This is a genomic window from Collinsella sp. CLA-ER-H4 (assembly GCF_040092395.1).
In the GTDB taxonomy this organism is placed as follows: Bacteria; Actinomycetota; Coriobacteriia; order Coriobacteriales; family Coriobacteriaceae; genus Collinsella.
Window position 1 is genome coordinate 1 of the sequence record NZ_JBBNLQ010000011.1, and the last position, 18,110, is coordinate 18,110.

Here is an 18,110-nt window from a genome sequence, read left to right on the forward strand (position 1 = left end):
GCATGGGGGGCACGCCCGGTCCCGTTCCGAACCCGGAAGCTAAGCCCCATCGCGCCGAGAGTACTGCGGGGTCAGCCCGTGGGAGGCCAGGGCGCCGCTGACCGGTGGACGGCACCGAGCCGTCATCCGAGATGGAGAGGGGGGAGGCCTCGCGGCCTCCCCCTTTTTGCGTTTACGGGCTTTTGTCTCACATAGTAGCTGTGTTTTATAACCCTCGTTTGTCGCATCTTCTGTGAACGGGCTACAATAACTTAGTCTGTGCGATATGGAGGTGAACATGGCTGAAGCTGGTATCGGCGTTGATATCGTCGAGATTTCCCGTATGAAATCAATTCTTGAAAAGACGCCGTCGTTTGCTCGGCGTGTGTTTACCGAAGAAGAGCGTGCGTATTGCGATGCATCATCGCGCCCCGCTGCTCACTATGCCAGCCGCTTTGCTTCGCGCGAGGCGGTACTTAAAGCTCTCGGCACGGGTTTTAGTCAAGGCGTTGGTCGCAAGGATGTTTCGGTTACGCGTGATAAACTCGGCAAACCGAAGGCGCTGCTTTCGGGCCGTGCTCTTGAGATCGCTCAAGAGCTGGGTGTTGTTGAGGTCGCTCTTTCCATTACGCTTACAGGAGACTTAGCCGTTGCGAATGCCATCGCGATTACCGAAGATGCTCGGCCTAAGCCAAAAGAGGAAAAGGTGAGTACCAAGAAACGCGTAGCGCAGACATTTAAAGAGGCTCGCTCTGTTTTAGATGAGCTTGAGCAGCTGCAGAATTCAGCATTGACGGAGCACCTGGGCGATGCTTCGCAAGATACGCTAGGAGCATAGATGAAACCGGTTTTGAGTACCGAAGAAGTCGTTCGTCTCGAGGATATCATTGAACGCGAAGGGACTTCGAAGGCCGAGCTTATGGAGCTAGCGGGTGAGTTTGCCGCCAACGAGGTCTTGAAGCTCAATCCCGATCGGGTTCTCGTTCTGGTCGGTTTTGGTAATAATGGCGGCGACGGTTGGGTTGCCGCCGATATCCTGAGCCATAAGGGTGTGGACGTGGATATCGTTTCTCCGGTTGAACCGGATGAGATTCCTGCTGCTCTGGCACGTCATGTTGCTCGTCGTACTGCCGGCCGCGATGTGCACGTTTGCGTCGGCCCTTCGCGTGACGAACTCGAGGTTTTGATCGATAAGGCCGATGTTGTTGTCGATGCCATTTTTGGTACCGGTTTCCATGGAAATCTGCGTGCGCCGTTCTCCATCTGGATTCCTACGGTCAATGAATGCGCCGATTGTGTCGTATCCATTGATGTTCCCTCGGGCCTGAATGCCGAGACGGGCGTTGTTGATGACGACTGCATTCGTGCCGAGCATACGGTGACGATGATTGCGCCCAAGATTGGTCTGTATAGCGCTGATGGTCCTGAGTATGCTGGCGATTTGATCTGCGGCAATCTTTACGACCGTCTTGACGAGGTCATCGATGATGTCGACCACGCCGCCGAGATTGTCGAGCCCGGTGACTTAGTTGATTACTTTGCCCCACTACCTACGAATATCGATAAGTATTCCCGTGGCTCTGTGCTTATTGTCGCCGGATCTGCGCAATATCCTGGTGCTGCCATTATGGCGGCCAAGTCTGCAGCTCGCGCGGGTGCTGGTTACGTGGCAGTCGCGGCTCCTGACGCCTGCGCCAATCTTATTCGCATGGCACTTCCTTCGATTCCCGTCTTTGCTATTCCGTCTGATTCCCGCGGCTCCTTTGGCGCCGCTGCGCGCATGACGGTGTGCGAGATTGCAAAGAAGTACAGCTGTGTACTGTGCGGTCCCGGTATGACGACATCTGCCGGCGCTATGCAGGTGGTTTCGGGCTTGCTCGCGCTTGATGTGCCGCTTATCTTGGACGCCGATGCACTCAACTGCCTTGCTAAGATTGCCATTGACGGTATTGATAGTAATCCCGAGATGTATCGTCGCGAGCAGCCGTTGGTTATGACGCCGCACTATCGTGAACTTTCGCGTCTGGTTGCCGGTGACGAGGTGAACGACCTTGGTACTGCGATTGCAGCCGCGCAGAAGGTTGTCTGGGCTGCAGGCTCTGACAATCTGGTGGTCATTGCCAAGGGGCCGACGACGGCTATCTGTGGCGTTGAGCGTGTGCTGCTGCCGCTCTCGGGTCCGGCTTCTCTGGCAACTGCCGGTTCGGGTGATGTCCTCGCGGGTATTTTGGCCGGCACGCTTGCCACCATGCGCGACGAGATGGATCGTTGGGAGTTGCTGTATTCGTACGCCGTCGCACTTCACAGCTACGCCGGTTTTGCCGCGGCGACGGAGTATGGTGAGAAGAGCGTCATCGCGACCGATCTTATCGACTTGATCGGTCCGGCCATGGAACTGGCGGCAAAGGATGCGCTCGAAGATCTGGGAATCATGGACGAAGGGTCGGATGACTAATCATGAATAAAGCCGATTTGACGCGCTGGTCCTGGGTCGAGATCGACCGCGGGGCGCTCCGTCGCAACACGAGGGCCTATAAGAACTTGCTGAATCCACGTCAGCGCCTGTGCTGCGTGGTCAAGGCCGATGCTTATGGCCATGGAGCTGTTGAGTGCGCCAAGATCATGTATTCGGCCGGTGCCGACATGTTTGCCGTGGCGACGGTTAACGAGGGCGTTGAGCTCCGACAGGGCGGGATTACGAAACCCATCCTCATCCTAAGCGAGCCGCCTATCGAGGTCATTCCGACGTTGCTCGAGTTTGATATCATGCCTTCGGTCTATACGTCTGACTTTGCTCTTGCGTATGGCGAATGTGCCGTCGCGGCGGGCAAAGTGGGCAAGTATCATCTCGCCATCGAGACGGGCATGAATCGTATCGGCGTTCACTACACGCAGGTGCTCGACTTTGTCCGCGGTATAAATTTCCATCGCGGTATTCAGTGCGACGGCGTATTTACGCACTTCGCCACGGCCGATGAACCTTCGGGCTGGGACTACAAGCTGCAGTGTCAGCGCTTTACCGAGGCCGTTCAGGCCATTAAGGATGCGGGTTTTGAGTGCGGTATCGTGCATTGTGCCAACACGCCGTCCTCGATGCTCGACCCCTCGATGCATTTTGATATGATCCGCGCCGGCGTTGGCTTGTATGGCATGCAGCCGTGCGAGCTGAGTGGCCGCGTGATGCAGCTTGATCCCGTTATGAGCGTCCATGCGCGTGTGACGCGCGTGGCACACCCTGCGATGGGTGAGGGCGTGGGCTACGGTTTTACCTACCGCGTACCGCGTACGCGCGTTCAGATCTGCACGCTGCCGATCGGTTATGCCGATGGCCTATCGCGTACGCTTTCCAATCGTATGGATGTGCTGTATCGCGGCGAGCGTGTGCATCAGGTTGGCAATATCTGCATGGACCAGTTTATGGTCGCCATTCAGTCCAACCCGGCACACGAGATTCCCGAGGCCGAGTATGGTGACGAGATGATTATTGTCGGCCGCGATGGCGATGCCGAGATCACTATGGACGAGATGGCCCGACTGCGCGGAACGATTAACTACGAGGTCGCCTGCGGCTTTGGCATGCGTCTCGACAAGGTCTACGTGTAGGAGCCGCTATGGGCGTCATGCACATCCCCGGCCATACCCATCAGGCACCACGTGAGGTCGCACTCGAGGAAATTGAGGCCGTTCTGGGCGATTGTCACCTCTGCCAGCTCTACCAGTCGCGTCACAATATCGTGTTTGGCGTGGGAAACCCCCGCGCTCGCGTGATGTTTATCGGTGAGGCGCCGGGCCGCAATGAGGATTTGCAGGGCGAACCCTTTGTGGGGGCGGCGGGTGAAGACCTCAACGGCATTTTGTCCCTGGCGGGTCTTAAACGCGAAGACGTCTACATTGCCAACGTACTTAAGTGCCGCCCGCCGGGAAACCGCAATCCGCGTCCCGAGGAAGTGCTGGCTTGCTCGCCGTTTTTGCGTGAGCAGATTCGAAGCATCTGGCCCGATATTATCGTGACGCTCGGCAACCCCGCGACGCACTTTGTGCTTAAGACCGAGATTGGCATTACTAAGCTGCGCGGCAGGTTCCACCAGATGGGGCATTTTGTAGTAATGCCCACGTTCCATCCGGCAGCAGCGCTGCGCAATCCGGCGTGGCAGGAGCTGCTGGAGGAAGACTTTAAGATGCTGGGCGACTATCTGGAGCGACATCCCGCACCAGAGGACGCCTCGGAATAATAAGGAGCATATATGTCCCTGGAGCGCCTGGGGGTAGGTACTTACAAAACGACTTGCGCTGCCGATACGGAGTACTTTGGCGAGCTAATTGCACCGTGCCTTGAGGACGGCGATGTGCTCATCCTGACCGGTGGCCTGGGAGTGGGCAAAACTCACTTTACCAAGGGCGTCTCGCGCGGGCTGGGCGATGAGCATATGGTTACGAGCCCTACGTTTGCGCTCATGGCCGTTCACGATCAAGGTCGTATTCCGCTGTTTCACTTTGATCTATACCGCCTGGAGCATGCCTACGAGCTCGAGGATACGGGCATTTTCGATGTGCTGGGCTATGAGGGTGCTTGCTTGCTGGAATGGGGCGAACAATTCCAGGACGAGCTGACGGATGAGTATCTTTCGGTGACGCTCAAGCGTGATGAGGGCGACAGCGATGTGCGAACGATAACGCTCGAGGCACACGGTGACCGCGCAATGGAGCTTTCCCATTTGATTGATAAGGCTGTACAAGATGAGCTTGCATAACGACAACGCGCTGGTGGTGGCGCTCGATACCTCGACCGACATGCTTGCCTGCGCGGCAAGCTGGATTGATGGGCAGACGGGCGAGACGAAGCTCGTGAGTGGCGACCACATGTGTCGCCGTCACGCCAACGTTGAGCTCGTGAATACCGTTGATGGCGTGCTGGCTCAAGCCGGTCTGGATCGCAGCGATGTTGGTTACTACGTGGTCGGCCGCGGCCCGGGGTCGTTTACGGGTGTGCGCATCGGCATCTCCACTGCCAAGGGCCTCGCGCGCGGTGCCAATGTTCCACTGCTGGGCGTGTCGACGCTCGACGCTTGCGCTTGGACGGCGTGGAAGGCTGGCGTGCGCGGCAAGCTTGGTATCTTGGCCGATGCCATGCGCGGTGAGGTATATCCGGCACTGTATATGCTGGGCGATGAGGGTCCCGAGCGTCAATTTGAGCGCGAACACGTGGTCAAGGCCGCCGTGGCGCTCGATGAGTGGCGCCGAGCAGCGGACTGGGACCAGGTTCAGCTGACCGGTGACGGTCTCGTGCGCTATGGCAAGCTGCTGGGTGAGGACGAGACGGCACGCTGCGTGGAGCGAGGCCTGTGGTGGCCCTCGGGCGAGGGCCTGCTGATGGCGCACACCGCAGGCGATGGCGATCCCGCTCGCGTCTTGCCGATCTACACGCGCCTTTCGGACGCCGAGGAAAACGAGCGCAAGCGCCTGGGCCTTGCCGAGAGCGCGCAGAGTGAGGTGACAGGTGTTGCCGACGAGCTCGCTGGGCGTCATCTGCAATTCCGCCCCATGGGCGCGGCGGATGCCGAGGGCGCGAGCGCACTGGAGACCGCCTGCTTTGAAGGCGCCGGACACGAGGCGTGGACGCCGGGCATGTTCTTGTCCGAGCTGGGCGAGGACGCTGCCGCTCCGCGTAGCTGGTGGGTGGCGCACGACGACGGTCAGTTGCTGGGTCTTGCCGGCGGCATGGTCGTCGACGGGGACGTGCAGATTATGGACGTTGCCGTCGATCCGACTCATCGCCGTGAGGGTATCGCCCGCAAGCTTCTGTCGCACGTGAGCTATGACGCGCAGATGCTCGGCTGCACCACGGCTTCGCTTGAGGTTGAGGACGGCAACGAGGGCGCAATTGCACTCTATGCCGCCCTGGGCTTTACCGAGGCTGGCCGTCGCCGCGGCTACTATGGTGCCGGCAAGGATGCCATCGTCATGACGGCTCCGCTGCCCCTCGTGCTTCCGGTCGACAATGCTTCGCCCGAGCCGACGGCGGCAGAGCAGCGCGTATGGCCGCTGCCTGCGCCCGGGCGCTCCGAGGGGGAGCGTGCCGAAATTGAACGCCGCCGCCTAGTGCTCGCTATCGAGAGTTCCTGCGACGAGACGGCCGTGGCGATTATCGATGCGGATGGCAATATGCTGGCCAACCAGGTGTCGACGCAGATTGATTTCCATGCCCGTTTTGGCGGCGTGGTGCCCGAGATCGCCTCGCGCAAACACGTTGAGGTGATTGTGAGTGTCGTGGATGCGGCGCTCGAGGATGCCGCAGCATCGCTTGGTCTTGAGGGTGGAGCCATTGCCCCCAGCGAGCTTGCCGCCGTGGGCGTGACACAGGGTCCGGGCCTGGTGGGCGCGCTCGTGGTTGGCGTCGCCTTCGCCAAAGGCTTTGCCTACGCTGCCGGCAAGCCGCTCGTGTGCGTCAACCATCTGGAGGGGCACCTGTTTGCCAACTTGCTAGCGCAGCCCGACCTCAAGCCGCCGTTCATCTTCACGCTTGTCTCGGGCGGGCACACCATGCTCGTGCACGTGAAGGCATGGGGCGACTACGAGGTGCTTGGTGAGACACTCGACGATGCTGTGGGCGAGGCCTTCGACAAGGTAGCCAAGGCGTTGGGTCTGGGCTATCCCGGTGGCCCCATCATCTCCAAGCTGGCCGAGACAGGCAACCCCAAGGCGATCGATTTTCCCCGCGCGCTTAACAGCAGGGGAGACTATCGTTTCTCGCTTTCGGGCCTCAAGACGGCGGTGACGCTCTACATCGAGCAAGAGACCAAAGCCGGGCGCACGATTCACCTGCCCGATCTGGCGGCTTCGTTTGAGGCGGCTGTCTTTGACGTGCAGTACAAGAAGGCCAAAAACGCATTGCACGCTACCGGATGCAAGGAATACTGCATCGGTGGCGGCGTCTCGGCCAACCCGCATCTGCGCGAGATGATGATCAAGAAGCTTGGGCGTCAGGGGATTCGCGTAACGGTGCCGCCCTTGTCTGCCTGTACCGATAACGCAGCCATGATCGCGGAGGTCGCCCGCCGTAAATTCGACCGAGGTGAAATCTCGCCGTTCGATGTCGACGCCGATCCGAACATGACGCTGTAGCTGGTACGGCGCGGTCCCCGGACGGAGGGGCCGGATATAAGGTTTCCTGCTCTACAGTCCTGCGCAAGACGAAGGCCACATTAAGTGGCCTTCTTTGCGTGCGGAACTCGCGATAAACCTTATATCCGGCCCCTCCGCCCGGCTCCCACGGCTCTCAGGGGCATCTCTCATGCAAAAACTGTCGTGGGGTAAAGTCCGAGGTCAGTGGCGTTTTATACCGAGAAATCCAAAAAAGTTGAAAACTCATTACAAATTTGCGTTGACTTTAGGTAACTAAAGTTTCATACTCCTTTTCAACCACTGGGGGATGTGAACACGCACGGATCGTTCGCATCATGATTGAAGAGGATTTCTTAGACATGTTCACGCATCAGCTAAACATTATCAGCGTAGTAATTATCTGATGCGGGTTAGCACATACAGCTAGCCCGTACGATAACGGGCGGCTGATAAAGATGAGGGCCGTCGAGCGCAACCGACGGCCCTCATTTTTTATGTCTAGGAAGTTCTTTTTAGAGGAGGAAATGTAATGAACGGAGTTTTGCTCATGGTTGTGGCCGCGGCGGTGCTCGCCTGCGGCTATCTGGGCTATGGCCGCTGGCTGGCCAACAAGTGGGGCGTTGACAAAGAGGCCCTCACGCCGGCCAAGCGCATGAAGGACGGCAAGAGCTTCTCGCCCGTCTCCGCCTTCACCGCGTTCTCGCACCAGTTCAGCTCGATCTGCGGTGCTGGCCCTGTCACGGGTACGATCGTCGCCATGGCCTTTGGCTGGCTGCCCGTCGTGCTCTGGGTCCTCGTCGGCGGCATCTTCTTTGGTGCCGTCCACGACTTTGGTGCCCTGTACGCTTCGATGAAGAACAACGGCAAGTCGCTCGCTCAGCTCATCGAGAAGTACATCGGCAAGACCGGCCGTCGCCTGTTCCTGCTGTTCTGCTGGCTGTTCTGCATCATCGTCATCGCCGCTTTCACCGACATGGTCTGCAAGACGTTCATGTTCACCCCGGCCGTTGACGCTTCTGGTGCTGCTACCGGTGCCATCGACTTCACCAAGTCCTATGCCGCCGGCTGCGCTGGTACCATCTCCATCCTGTTCACCTTCGTCGCTATCGCCTTTGGTTGGGCCCAGAAGAAGTTCAACCTCACCGGCGCTGCCGAGTTCGTCACCGGCGTTGTCCTCATGGTTCTCATGTTCGCCGTCGGTATGCAGTTCCCGGTCTACCTGGATAAGTTCCAGTGGTTCGCCGTCGTCATGGTCTACCTGGTCTTCGCTGGCGCTATGCCCATCCAGATGCTCAAGACCCCGCGTGACTACCTCACTTCCATCATGATGATCGTCATGATCGTCTGCGCTGTCCTCGGCATCGTCGTCCTGGGCGTCAACGGTCAGGCTACGATGACCGCTCCGGTCTTCACCGGCTTCTCCACTGCCTCCGGCATGATGTTCCCGGTCCTGTTCGTCTCCGTCGCTTGCGGTGCTCTCTCCGGTTTCCACAGCCTCGTTTCTTCCGGCACCTCTTCTAAGCAGGTCGAGAAGGAGCAGGACGCCGTCAAGGTCGGTTACGGCGCCATGATCGTCGAGTCCTTCGTCGGCATCCTTGCCATCATCGTCGCCGGCATCATGTTCTCCGACATGAACACCGCCGGTACCGGCGCCCTCAACGCCGGTGTCGCTTCCACCCCGTTCCAGATCTTCGCCGCTGGCATCTCCCGCGGCATGCAGGCCTTCGGTGTTGACGGCACGCTCGCTACTGTCTTCATGACCATGAACGTCTCCGCTCTGGCCCTGACCTCGCTCGACGCTGTCGCCCGCATCGCCCGCACCTCGTTCTCCGAGTTCTTTGCCCAGACCAACGACGCCCTGGCCATCGAGTCCCAGGCCGGCTACATGAAGGTCCTCGGCAACCCCTGGTTCGCCACGGTCGTCACCCTGCTTCCTGGTCTCGCCCTCGCTTTTGGTGGCTATGCCAACATCTGGCCGCTCTTTGGTGCTTCCAACCAGCTGCTCGGTGGCATGACTATGATCACCCTCGCCGTGTTCTGCAAGTGCACCGGCCGCAAGGGCTGGATGCTCTACGTGCCCGTCGCCTTCCTGCTCTGCTGCACCTTCACCTCGCTGGTTCAGAGTGCCATGGGCTGCATGACCGCCGTCCAGGCCTACGGTTTCTTCGGTACCATCCCGGCTACCGCCACCACGGCCGCCGTCTCCGTCGCCGCCACCAAGGGCCTGCAGCTTGTCTTCGCTGTCCTGCTGATGGTCCTGGGCCTCATCGTCGCCGTCAACTGCCTCAAGGAGTTCTTCGGCAAGGAGGCTGGCTCCATGCCCGACGAGGAGCCCGAGTGGTCCGAGATGGGCAAGGCCGAGTATGGCCGCGCTGCTGCTGCCGAGGCTCCTGTCGACGCCGAGGCCGCCAAGGCTTAGTCGACCTGACGAGTTGAACGTCACATCTATATGACTCGGAAAGACCGGGTCCGCGACTTCGCGGGCTCGGTCTTTTTTCATGCAAAAGCGGGTGACGCTCGAGTGTTCTCGCAGATGTTTTGCGTGGATAAGGGCGCGCGTTGTACCATATAAACGTATATGTGTGCATATGAAAGGGGCCCCGTGGCCAAGACGGTATATTCCGATAACCAACAAAATGTCGATGCTCTGGCTGAGCGCCTGAGCAGCCAGACGTCGCTTTCTGCTGAGCGTGCCAAGCTGGTTGCCTACGACCTGCTTTGCCGCAAGGCGCTCAAGATTAAGTCGAGTGCGCTGGCGCAGATTTTCCGCTCCGTCGATAAGGAGTGCGACACCAAGGCGATGCGCGATGAGCTTATCGCGGCAAAGATCGTGACCAAGATCGAGGGTAGCGGCATTAACGGGCGCCCGGCGTTCTATACCATCAATGCCGAGATTAACGATGCCCAGGAGCGGCCCGTCGAGGTTGCCGAAGAGGCCGTCGAGGACGTTGTCGAGGCGCCCGCTTCGGTGGAAACGGCTCCGCGCGAGCATGTCGATACCGACGAGCTGCTTGACGAGAGCGTCGTTCGCGCCTTTACGGCCAAGGCCGGCCGCGGCGGTTTTGGCGGGAGTGGCAAGCGCGATGCGCAGCGCCGCGCCCAGCAGGAGCGCTTCCGTCGCGCCGTTGCTCAAAAGGGTGAGACGGATGCTGAGGCTGTTGAGACCGAGGTTGCTGCCGAGTCGCAGAAGCCCGCGAGGGAGCAAAAGCCCGTGGAGGCCCAAGAGCCCAAGCGTCGTCGCGGTGCTCACTTTAAGACTGCACAGCAGGATGCCGCGCGTGAGGTTGAAGAGTCTTCTGAGGTTGCAGACGATGTTGAAGAGTCTGCCAAGAAGGCTCCAGGTTCGTGTCGTCCCGGCCGCGGTTTTGCGGGACGCGCGTATCCCGTAAAGCATCAGGAGAAGGGCGAGTCGGTTTCGACCACCCAGGACGAGAAGGCCGTTGAGCCGGCGGCTCGCGAGCAAAAGCCTGTTGAGCCGCAGCTTGAGGTTGATGCCGAGGCCAAGGGCCAGCAGCCTACTGATGAGCAGGCGGAGCAGGGCGCGTCGAGCAAGCCTCGCCGCCGCCGCCATCGTGGGGGCCGCAGTTCCCATGCCGAGACTGCAGCCGAGAAGACCACGCCGCAGGACGAGGATGCGAAGGTCGAGGTTTCTTCGGGGCAGCCTAAGCGCCAGGCGGCGAAGGAGAGCAAGTCCGATCGTCCGCAGAAGCAGGCGCCTATGCCGAAGCGCGAGCGCAATTCCCAAGGCGATTCTAAGCGCAAGTCTCAGAAGAAGCCGGAGTCTACCGCAGCAGATACTGCTGACCAGCAGCCCAAGTCGGCCGTTCACGGTGAGGTCTCGGCGTTTGCCCTTGCCCGCGTTTTAGGCAGGCAGCTGCTCAAGGTTGTCCCTACGCCTACGGCGCTCTCTAAGATCAAGGAGCAGCAGACACAGATCGTAAAGGTCGAGGGCAAGGACGGCAAAAAGGCTCCGCAGCGCACTCAGCACAACGAGATGTCCAACCGCAAGATTGCCGAGGAAATCGCAATCATCCAGGCTTGGATCGAGCAGAATCGAGGTGCCGATACGCCGGTTGCCTCGCGCCGCCAGCGTGCCTACCAGATCTTTAACGACGAGAAGGCTTTTGACGGCAAGCACGGTGAGCGCCTGATCAGGCGTATGACCGAAAAGGGCATCAGCATGCAGGCGATCAAGGTCGCCCCCAATCGCCCCGTGCATTTTACGGGCTTCTTTACGCTGGGCGCCGACAAGCCGTTCATTATGGTCGAGAACCTGGACACCTACGACGAGATCGTCAAGCTGCTGCGTGGCCGCAAGCACGCCAAGCTCTTTGGCATCAAGGTGGGCGGCGTGATTTTTGGCGGCGGATGCAAGGCGAGCGTCTCGCATGCCCTGGACGATTATCTGGCCGAGATTGGCTATCGCTTTAACTACGTCTACTACGTAGGCGATATCGATCGCGAGGGCGCGCGCATTGTCGAGCAGACTCGCAATGCCAATGTGGTTGAGATTCGCCTGCATGCCGGCATGTACCGCGCCATGCTCGCCGAGCATAAGCGTCGCGTGAAGGCCGGCGGCGAGTGCGAGCCCGCGGCTGCCAACCAGGGCGTGCCGCAGAACCTGGCGGCGACGATCAAGGATCTGCCCATGGTTACGCGCGTGCAGTTCCGCAACGTGCTGCGCGAGGGCGGGCGCATTCCGCAGGAGATTCTGATGACCGCAGACTATCGGGATGGCGACTCGGGAAGCTTCGACCGCATGCTCAACAACTAGGGCGTTCGGCCCCGGGAGAGCGGGGACACCGGCTTAGGTTTCCTGCTCTACAGTCCTGCTCACGACGGAGGCCACATTAAGTGGCCTCCTGTTCGTGCGGAACTCGCGATAAACCTAAGCCGGTGTCCCCGCTCTCCCGGGGCCTGTGGTTACCTGGTTGTTGCATGCGGCTCGCTTTTCGGAACGGGGCTGATATTTTCTTGATGTTAGGCGCTCTTGGTCCTAATGGGCTTGGGGCGCCTTCGCGTTTCCTCAGCTCCGCACCCTTGCGGGTTCGAATTCCTCCGCTTGCCCACAAGAAAGCGCTCCAGGTTCATAAGGGCCTGGAGCGCTGTGTTCTTAAGGGCTGGGACGGAGGGATTCGAACCCCCAACAGCCGGCACCAAAAACCGGAGTTCTACCGTTGAACTACGTCCCAATGTGTGGTGTTGCCCAAAAGCAACTCGTTTAGTTTACCTAATCTGCGAGGGCATCGCAAACGCCATCGAGCAGGCGTACGGCGAGTGTCTGCGCGTCGCTGGCCGTGAAGGTGCCGTTGTAGCGCGTCATGCCCGTGAGCTCAATGCGAATGCGTGCCGGCTTCTGCTGTGCGGCGACATTGGCAGTGCGGATGCGCTGGACCAGGTTGTGGCACTCGGCGAGGGCGATCGTGGCGCGCGGTGCGGCGTCGGCGGGCAGCTCGTCGCTTGCGATCTCGAGCACCAGGTCAACGTCGGTTGGGACCTCGGAGTCGCAGAGCATCATGCCGCTGTTGTCGGTCGTTGCCGTGGCGATATTCCACATGCGCGACGCAACACTGCGTGCGATGGGGTCCTCGCCGATAACGGCAATCTGGAAGCGCTCGAGCACGTTGGCGGCGCGAGCAAAACCGATGCGGGACTCGGCTTCGGTGACCGAGGGCTTGCCCTCCCACACATGGTGCAGGCGGTTGATGTAGGCGTAGGTGTCCTGGAAGGCCATGCCGTCGGCAAACAGGCCGACATTTTCCTGGAACTGCTGCAGGGCGGCCTCGGTATGCGGGCCAAAGTAGCCGTCGTCTTCGCCACAGGCAAAGCCCAAAACGTTGAGAGCGCGCTGCAGGGCCTGCACATCGGCGCCATGGAAATTGGGCATGCGCAGATAGAGGGTGCGGTCGCCCAGCTTATACGAAGCGTCTACAAGGGCGCTCCAACAGGGGATATCGACGGCATGACCGGCAGCAAGGCCGCTGTCGAGCCTGAAGGTGCTGACGGCCTGCTCAGTGGTGGCTCCAAAGTACTTGTCGGTGACTTCGGCGGCATCAATCGTGTAGCCGAGCTGCAGGAGACGAGACTGCACGTCCTCGACGGCTGCTCCTTGCATGCCCGTTGTAATAGGTTCCATGAACGAACCCCTTTCGGCGTACCATTCGTACTATTTGAGCGTCTGTCGGATAGACAACGCAAAGGGATGCATAAACATGCACTCAACAGTGTAGCAAGTTGTGCCTAAATACGCTGCTGACAGGTTTTATAACCCCCGTTAGTTAAGGCGCTCCACAAAGAAATCTGCCATGGAGAGGAACAGCTCGCGTGCGTGCGGATCAAGCTCAACGTTCTCGATGGCCGCTTTGGCCTTAGCGGTCAGGTCGAGCGCGTAAGTGTGGGCGTAATCGATGGAGCCGGTTTCCTGAAAGATCTCCACGGCGCGTGCGAGCTGCGCGGGATCATCGGTACCCGAGGAAAGAATCGCCTCGACCTCGTCGTGGTGGCGCTCATCAGAGAGGGCGTGTACGGCGACAAGCGTGCGCTTGCCCTCGGTGATGTCGGTGCGGAAGTCCTTGTTGGCGGCTTCCTTAGCGCCGACAAGGTTGAGCAGGTCGTCCTGAATCTGAAAGGCAAGGCCCGTGTGCAGGCCAAAGGCGCGCAGCGCTTCGATTTGCTCATCGCTGCCGCCGCCGATAATGGCTCCGGCGGCAAGCGGCGTGGCTCCGCTGTAAAACGCGGTCTTGTGCGTCGCCATGTCCAGGTAGTCATCAACCGAGATATCAAAGCGCCCGTCACGGACCCAACCCAGGTCGAGCGCTTGACCCTCGATGGTGCGGACGATCATCTCGGTTAGCTCGTGGAGCACGCGCAGCTTCACGTCGGACTCCAGCGTGGGGTCGTCGAGAACGGTCTTGGTGACCATGGTGAGCGCCAGGTCGCCACAATTGATGGCAAGCCCCGTGCCCTCGGTAAGGTGCATGCAGGGCTTGCCTCGACGAAGCTGTCCGTTGTCGGCGATGTCGTCGTGGATCAGCGCGCCCGACTGGAAATGCTCGATGGCTGCCGCAGCGCTGCGGGCACTCTCAAAGCTACCGCCCACTGCGGTTGCGGCGAGCATGCAGATAAGCGGGCGGTGGCGCTTGCCGGCGTTGGCCGTAAAAGCCGAGAGCGGCGCGTACAGGTAGCGCTCGATATCGGCAGAGGTCGCCTGTCCGTCAAAGAACGTGGCCAGATAGTCGTTAATCTGGTCAAAGTGCTGGGCTAAAAAGCTGGTAAACGGACTGGACACGGGTTCTCGCATTCTTTCTGAGGTTGCATTGGTGCAATATGCAGACAACATATTGCCACATCAGGGCGTTTGGCGCGGCAGTTTTGGCGATTTAGGACAACGGGCGTGCGTTTGATGGAGCGCGCCTAAATCAGCCTAAAATGCTCGAGCGCCGCAACGACACCGTCGTGATCGACGGTGTCGGTCACGTAATCGGCCTTATCCTTGAGATAGTCCGGCGCATTGCCCATGGCGATACCGACATCGACGGCGTTCATCAGCGAGACGTCATTGCTGGCGTCGCCGATGCCGTATACGGTTCCGTGGTGGGGATCGAGGGCATCGAGTACAGACTGGATGCCCCCGCGCTTCGTGCATTCGCGGGGCGAGATTTCGGTTACCTCGAGTTCGAGCTCGTTAAAGCACAGCAGCGGCTCAAGTGCCTTATCTTGGGCGATGCGGTTGGCGAGCGATGTAGACATCAAGATCTTGTAGACACTGTAATGTTGCAGCTGCGTGACTGCGTCGCCCAGGGTGCGCGCGTATCCGGGGGCATCGGGGGCATCGGCACTCATGCGCACGACGCCGTTGAGGCCCTCAAAGCGGATGACCTCGCCCGATTGCTCAAGGTAGGGGGCAAGACGCTGCAGCATACTGGGCGTCATCGACAGATCGCGAATTGCGTGTCCGTTGATCTCGGCGTAACCGCCCGCAAGACAGACGATGCCGGTCCAGGGCAGCTCAAGAAGTTTGGGGTGGATGCAGCTCAGGGTGCGTCCCGTGCAGATAAAGGCCATGTTGCCGTTGGCGACAAACTCGCGGATGGCCTGCGAGACCGCCTCGTTGGGATAGGGGGAGAGGTCCCGCTCGTCTTCGGGAAGGTCTTGGGCGAGCCTGGGGTCTTGCCAGGCGAGCGTTCCGTCGATATCGAAGAAGCAAATATCGCCGCGCTTATGGGCTGCGCTGGCGGCGGGGGAGGCCGAGGCGGTGGGCACAAATTCCGGCTCGAGGCCCATGATCTGGTCAAAATGCTCTTTAACGCGGGGAACGGAGATGCCGATGACCACCTGGGCGGTCTTGTCCGTAATGATGAGGCCCTTGGCGCCCACCGCGACAAACGACGCGTTATCTGCAACGATGGAAGGGTCTGCGACCTCGACGCGCAGGCGCGTGGCGCAGTTGGTTGCGCCCACAATATTGCCAACGCCACCTAAAAGCTGAATTACCCGCTCAGCGAGGACGTGATCTTGATCGGATCGACTATTGACCTCGTCATTGGGAGATTGCTCTTTGGCAAAGCCGCTTTCCGTTAAACGATCGATTGCCGCGCGATTGGCAACATGATCCTCGCGGCCCGGCGTCTTAAGGTCATAGACCAAGATGAGTGCTCGAAAACTAACAAAAAAGATGAGGCTAAAGGCAAGGCCGATACCGAGCGCCAAAAGATAGGCACCGGCATGCGTGCGCATGAGCGGAATAAAGTTGAAGGCTGCCATCTCAATCAAGCCGCCCGAGAAGATGCCGACGATGCCAAAGAGATTCATGGTTGTGGCAAGGCAAGACGATAAGACGGCGTAGAGCAAAAAGAGCCCGGGGTGGGTGAACATAAAGAGAAGCTCGAGTGGCTCGGTAACGCCGCAAACCACCGAGGCGACGATGGCGGGCAAAAGGATGACCTTAAGGCCGGCGCGGCGCTCTGGTTTTGCGGTGGAGTAGAACGCGGCTGCGATGGCGGGAAGGCCAAAGAGCTTGACCCAGCCGGTGGCGGTAAAACCGGCCCACGGCGCAAGTTCATTAAGGGGGCGCGTGCTATGGGAGAGGATGGGGAGCAAGCTGCTCCACGTGGCGTAGATGCCGTCGTTAATGACCAGGTTGTCGTAGTAGATCGGCATGTAGAGCAGGTGGTGCAGCCCCATGGGCTCGAGCGCTCGCTCCAAAAGCACAAAGATGCCCACGCCAAAGGGGCCGACGCTCGTAAGTGCATGGCGCAGCGTTTCGGTCATTGCGTATACGGAGGGCACGATGGCGGCCGAGATAGCGGCAAGGGCAAACACGGCAAAAAAGCTGATGAGGTAGACCAGCGAGGAGCCCGAGAAGGTGCCGAGCCAATCGGGAACCTTGGCATCGTAGAAGCGGTCATGGATGGCAACGACGGTTGCCGATACCGCCAGCGGGCCGATAATGCCGGTGTCGAGCGTCTTGATGCCGTCGATGACGGTGATACCGCTGGCGGAGGTCAAAGATGACGGGTACTTAAGTCCAAGATTGTCTCCGCTCAGCTTAATGATCTCGCTCAAAAAGAAGCAGTAGGCAAAATAGGCGACGAGAGCCTCGAGGCAGCAACGAGCCGGTTGTTTTTGGGCAAGACCGATGGGCAGCGCTACGGCAAAAAGGAGCGGGAGGCGTTTAAAGACCGTCCACGAGCCGCGCTGGATGATGGTCCAAAAAGCGTACCAAGGGGTTCCGTATACGGCGAGATCGCCGACGATGTCCGCAGTCGTTGCGAGAGCGGAGACGCCGACCATGAGGCCTGATATAGAAAACAGCATGGCGGGCGCGAACATTGCCCCGCCAAAGCGTTGGATTTTTTGCAGCATGTTCTGCCTTCCGAATATCGAGGCGCGTTGCGCGTGGGGAAACGTTTAAACAATGGATTCATTGTAGAGGACCAGACGATTGTCGTACCGGCAGTTTTGAGCGAAACCGATTTGGGCATGACAGAAACCGTCAACGGTTAAATCCTGTCGCTTTACCGATATTCGGTTTAAACAACTTTAAGAAATGCTATCGTGCCTAGCCGGAAATGAATAATGTAGAGGTGAAACAATGCCAAAAGCGATATACGAAGGAATCTACCGAGAAATACGCTCGCGCATCATTAATGGGACCTATGCGTTTCAGGAGATGCTGCCAACCGAAGCCGAGCTGACCGCGGAGTTCGGATGCACTCGCAATACCGTCCGTCGCGCCTTGGGTATGCTGGCCGACGGGATGTTTGTGCAGCCCATACACGGCAAGGGCGTGCGCGTTATTTGGCTTAAGGGCGAAACCGACATGTTGGGCGCACTCGAAGAGGTTGAGTCGTTTGGCGAGTTTGCAAAGCGCAACAATGCCGTTGCATCTACGGACGTTAAGTCTTTCGAACATCTGGTTTGCACCGAGCAACTCTCTCGTCACCTGGGCTTTAAGGTGGGCGAGGAGTTGATTCGCGTAGTGCGTGTCCGAAGCCTCAACGGCAACGCGCGCCAAGTGGACCATGGCTATTTTTTGGCGTCGATCGCCAAGGGCCTGACTCCCGAGATCGCGGCAGATTCTATTTACGGCTATCTGGAGCACAAGCGCGGTGTCAAAGTGATGGCGAGCCGTCGTACGGTGAGTGTCGAGCTCGCCAACGATGAGGACTGCAGCTATCTTGACCTCGGCAAATACAACTGCGTTGCCGTCATGGAGAGTCAGTCGTACACCTCGGACGGTATCTTGTTTGAGGTGACGCACACTCGCACACACCCCGAGATCTTCCATTACCGTGTCAATTCCAAGCGATAGCCGGCTAGCTCGCAGCCTGACGAGACTCATGGCCTCAAAGAGAAAACGCCCGGTCAAACCGACGGTACATCGGCTTGACCGGGCGTTTTCTCTGCATTCGATAACAAATAATTGTTTATACAAAACTTGTCAAGTATCAAGTTGAAATTACCGTTCACCGAAGTTTTTCTACCGCTCTAGTAATACTTGTTCAAAC

12 protein-coding genes, 1 tRNA gene and 1 rRNA gene are annotated in these 18,110 nt (G+C 59.2%); 10 read left to right on the top strand and 4 right to left on the bottom strand.

Going from position 1 to position 18,110, the window contains the following annotated elements; genetic code table 11:
• The 9 genes from rrf to AAAX34_RS07500 form a co-directional block, all read left to right on the top strand.
• A 5S ribosomal RNA gene (gene rrf / locus AAAX34_RS07460) occupies positions 1-103 on the top strand; the annotation flags it as partial.
• A 174-nt stretch (positions 104-277) separates the two neighbouring features.
• Positions 278-817 carry a holo-ACP synthase gene (gene acpS / locus AAAX34_RS07465; protein ID WP_006235843.1) on the top strand — a complete coding sequence of 180 codons (540 nt, stop codon included), beginning with the start codon at positions 278-280 and terminating at the stop codon, positions 815-817.
• Positions 818-2,434 carry an NAD(P)H-hydrate dehydratase gene (locus AAAX34_RS07470; protein ID WP_349110675.1) on the top strand — a complete coding sequence of 539 codons (1,617 nt, stop codon included), beginning with the start codon at positions 818-820 and terminating at the stop codon, positions 2,432-2,434.
• Positions 2,435-2,436: 2 nt separating this feature from the next.
• Positions 2,437-3,582, top strand: coding sequence for an alanine racemase (alr, locus tag AAAX34_RS07475; RefSeq protein ID WP_349110677.1), 1,146 nt, complete (start codon positions 2,437-2,439; stop codon positions 3,580-3,582).
• An 8-nt stretch (positions 3,583-3,590) separates the two neighbouring features.
• On the top strand, positions 3,591-4,211 hold the full coding sequence (locus AAAX34_RS07480) for a uracil-DNA glycosylase (RefSeq protein WP_006235848.1): 621 nt from the start codon (positions 3,591-3,593) through the stop codon (positions 4,209-4,211).
• Between the two features lie 12 nt (positions 4,212-4,223).
• Entirely contained in the window at positions 4,224-4,730 is a 507-nt protein-coding gene (gene tsaE, locus AAAX34_RS07485) for a tRNA (adenosine(37)-N6)-threonylcarbamoyltransferase complex ATPase subunit type 1 TsaE (RefSeq protein ID WP_117735673.1), read from the top strand.
• Positions 4,717-7,101, top strand: coding sequence for a tRNA (adenosine(37)-N6)-threonylcarbamoyltransferase complex transferase subunit TsaD (tsaD, locus tag AAAX34_RS07490; RefSeq protein ID WP_349110678.1), 2,385 nt, complete (start codon positions 4,717-4,719; stop codon positions 7,099-7,101). The genes tsaE and tsaD overlap by 14 nt, the downstream gene beginning before the upstream one ends.
• Before the next feature lie 529 nt (positions 7,102-7,630).
• On the top strand, positions 7,631-9,520 hold the full coding sequence (locus AAAX34_RS07495) for a carbon starvation CstA family protein (RefSeq protein ID WP_349110680.1): 1,890 nt from the start codon (positions 7,631-7,633) through the stop codon (positions 9,518-9,520).
• A gap of 183 nt (positions 9,521-9,703) precedes the next feature.
• Positions 9,704-11,875, top strand: coding sequence for a hypothetical protein (locus AAAX34_RS07500; protein WP_349110681.1), 2,172 nt, complete (start codon positions 9,704-9,706; stop codon positions 11,873-11,875).
• A 346-nt stretch (positions 11,876-12,221) separates the two neighbouring features.
• Here the strand turns inward: AAAX34_RS07500 and AAAX34_RS07505 are convergent.
• The 4 genes from AAAX34_RS07505 to AAAX34_RS07520 form a co-directional block, all read right to left on the bottom strand.
• Positions 12,222-12,293 (bottom strand) — tRNA-Gln (locus AAAX34_RS07505).
• A gap of 38 nt (positions 12,294-12,331) precedes the next feature.
• On the bottom strand, positions 12,332-13,237 hold the full coding sequence (locus AAAX34_RS07510; protein WP_349110683.1) for a peptidoglycan-binding protein: 906 nt from the start codon (positions 13,235-13,237) through the stop codon (positions 12,332-12,334).
• Between the two features lie 138 nt (positions 13,238-13,375).
• Positions 13,376-14,401, bottom strand: coding sequence for a polyprenyl synthetase family protein (locus AAAX34_RS07515; protein ID WP_349110684.1), 1,026 nt, complete (start codon positions 14,399-14,401; stop codon positions 13,376-13,378).
• Between the two features lie 113 nt (positions 14,402-14,514).
• A complete protein-coding gene (locus tag AAAX34_RS07520) occupies positions 14,515-16,965 on the bottom strand; it encodes a PTS transporter subunit EIIC (RefSeq protein ID WP_349110686.1) in 2,451 nt (816 codons plus the stop codon).
• 229 nt (positions 16,966-17,194) lie between these two features.
• On the opposite strand from AAAX34_RS07520, the gene AAAX34_RS07525 reads away from it, so the two are divergent.
• Positions 17,195-17,914, top strand: coding sequence for a GntR family transcriptional regulator (locus AAAX34_RS07525; RefSeq protein WP_035137765.1), 720 nt, complete (start codon positions 17,195-17,197; stop codon positions 17,912-17,914).
• The last annotated feature ends 196 nt before the right edge of the window (positions 17,915-18,110 follow it).